The following is a 2,843-nucleotide window of genomic DNA, read 5'->3' as shown; positions in this document are numbered from 1 at the left end:
AAAGGCTTTGCCTCTGTTATATGAAGGGAATCTTCATACACTAAAGTTTCAACAGAATCAAAATGCTTTGATAACTGCTCTGCTCCATTTTCTATACCAAATTCCTTTGCAACTGAAAAGGATGAATAATTAATCTGAGAATCAAAACCTTTCACTAAATCTTTTAGTCCCTTCATATTATAAAGACTATTGGTAGTAGCATAAAAGGTTCCATCTGCTTTAAGTATACGTGCAATTTCACTGATTGCTAAATCTCTATTTTGAACATGGTAAAGCATATGATTAGCAATGGCACAATCAAATGATCTATCTTCATATTCAATATTTTGTATATCACTAACAGAATAATCAAATACTTCATCAATTCCTAAAAGGTTATCTTTTGCTGATCTCAACATACCTTCAGACAAATCTGTGAGAATTACCTGGATATCCTTTGGTATCCTATTTCTATTATTAGCCCATGTGCTTCCATTCCCACATCCAAATTCAATAACTCTATCATTAGGCTTAAACTTATATTGATCAAATACCCAATTAAACCATCCATACTTATTTGTACTAAAACCATCATGTAAAGCTTGTCTAGTATTTAAATTCTTATCTGAATTATACTGCACTCTAACTATATCTCTGTCATTTGCTCTAGACATATAACCACTCCATTCTTATTATTCAATACTAAAATATTTCCTCTAAATATCCTATTCTTAATATATAACTTATTTAGTAAAATCCTGTTTTAGTTTTTCTGCTACTAATAAAACTTCTTCTAAATTATTTTCTGTTTTAAGATTTTCTTTAATATAGCTCATTATTTCTCTTATATTACTTAAAGAATTACCAAACTTATCATTCATCCATTGATACCTTGGCAATAACCATAAATGTAAGTGACCTGATCGTTCTTCTTGAATAATAGTAACCTCATTAATATCACATATATTTTTCATTGCAACTCTTGCTTTGTAAGCTAACTCAAAAAGTTCTGTAGACTCCTCTAAGGTTAGCTCCGCAATGGATCTTACGTGCTTTTTAGATGCTGCGATTAAAAATCCACTAAGTGGAACATCTGGATCTTGATGAAGAACAAAGTTCTTTGTATCATATATTATTCCACCTGGTGGCACCATATCATTCTTTCCAATGGAACATCCCATACATTGATCTGGCCACTGATTATTCATAAAATCTTTAAACCCCATTTTGAACCTCCATAACTCCTGATAATGTAAATAATAATGTTTCTCTATCAACCTTCTATATGGAAACATAACCTTATTATACCAGATATATTCTAGGTATGCTTATTATTTTCATATCATCTGTATTTACTTTACCCAATAAACCCTTTAATTAAGATGAAAAAAATATTATACTTAAGTGAGTGTTCAAATCTTTGGTTTTACTTACATGGACTTATTTATCCTAAAGGACAACGAGTCCTAAGTATCGAAAATACTGATNNATACTAAGAACTCTGTTTATTGGAATGAATATAGTGATGCCTTTCTGTATAGTTAATAATACCTACAAATAGAAAAATACTAGATTGAGGAGTTTATATATGAGAAAAAAAGATATACTTGAGTTAAAAAGACGGTTGAAAAAAGATCATTGTACCTTCACTAAGTTGTGTGGTTGCTATGTTAATGGAGAAAAAAATATCATTTTAAAGTTTAGAGAATCTTTTCTAAATTTAGATGAGGATGAATACTTTAAGTACTTAGAAATTGCTAAAAAAGTACTGTCTGGAACTATTGGAAATAATATTTTAGAACTTACCTTTCCAATTAATGAAGACTATGTGAATGAAAGACAAATTTCTCTTATGCAGCTTAAAAAAAGTCAATTAAAAGATGATGACCTCCTTGATAATTTTTATAATTTAATTATTGATAATTATGATTTTACCGGTAATTTTATAATACTTATTTTTCATGACGCTTATGATATTATTACTAAAACCACTGATAATGCAAAGTTAGATGAATCTGAAGAAGTATATGAATATGTGTTATGTGCAATATGCCCTGTTTCACTTTCTGAGCCTGGTCTTAGATACTTTGAAGAAGAAAATAAAATAAAAGCACGTATTAGAGATTGGGTAGTTGATGCTCCAACTAATGGCTTTATGTTTCCTGCTTTTATTGAGCGTAGTTCAGATGTCAACTCTATTATGTATTACACCAAAAATGCAAAGGATACCCATCCTGAATTAATGGAAAATGCCTTGGGTTGTTATTCAAAACAAACTGCTACCTTGCAAAAAGAAACATTTGAGTCAATTATTAAAGATTCTTTTAGTACTGAAGAAAAGAAGGCTGATAAAATTTTTATGGAAGTACAAGAAAATCTAAGTGCTATGGTAGAGGAATACAATGCTATATATGATGATGCAGATTGTGAACCTATAAGCTTAACAAAGAAGGATATACAAAACCTTTTAATAGAAAGTGGAGTTCCAGAAGAAATCACTTCTAAGATTGAAGAATCCTATGTAGAAAACTTTGGTGATGATCTTCCTTTAGCAGAAAATTTAATTGATTCAAAGGCACTTAAGGTAAATGCCCAAAGAAAGAAGGAAGAACACCTTCAAAAACAAGTAGAAATACTTCAAACTAAACTGGAGGAAGTTAAACAAGAAACTTCTGTAGATAGTGAAACGCTCCTGTCTACAGAAGTTAATGATGATAATGTGATTTTAGAAGAAACTTTAGAAACTAATTTAGAGAAAGCTTTGGATATAAATTCAGAAGATAATAAGGATGCTCCTGACTATGACGTTATACTTCAAGTAAAACCTGAAAAGATACCTCAAATAAAATCTCAAATAATTGATG

3 protein-coding genes are annotated in these 2,843 nt (G+C 29.9%); 1 reads left to right on the top strand and 2 read right to left on the bottom strand.

Annotated elements, in window-relative coordinates; all coding sequences use genetic code 11:
• Both B2671_RS16340 and B2671_RS16335 read right to left on the bottom strand, forming a co-directional pair.
• On the bottom strand, window positions 1–653 hold a 653-nt coding region (locus tag B2671_RS16340; RefSeq protein ID WP_346871351.1), incomplete at its 3' end, for a class I SAM-dependent methyltransferase.
• A gap of 69 nt (window positions 654–722) precedes the next feature.
• Window positions 723–1,205 carry an HIT family hydrolase gene (locus B2671_RS16335; RefSeq protein ID WP_346871350.1) on the bottom strand — a complete coding sequence of 161 codons (483 nt, stop codon included), beginning with the start codon at window positions 1,203–1,205 and terminating at the stop codon, window positions 723–725.
• A gap of 362 nt (window positions 1,206–1,567) precedes the next feature.
• Here B2671_RS16335 and B2671_RS16330 point away from each other — a divergent pair.
• Window positions 1,568–2,843: DUF4317 domain-containing protein (locus tag B2671_RS16330; RefSeq protein WP_346871349.1), on the top strand; the 1,276-nt coding region annotated here is incomplete at its 3' end.

This window comes from Clostridium sp. UBA5119 (assembly GCF_002414285.1).
In the GTDB taxonomy this organism is placed as follows: domain Bacteria; phylum Bacillota; class Clostridia; order Clostridiales; family Clostridiaceae; genus Clostridium_J; species Clostridium_J sulfidigenes.
This window is presented reverse-complemented; position numbering and strand designations above follow the sequence as displayed.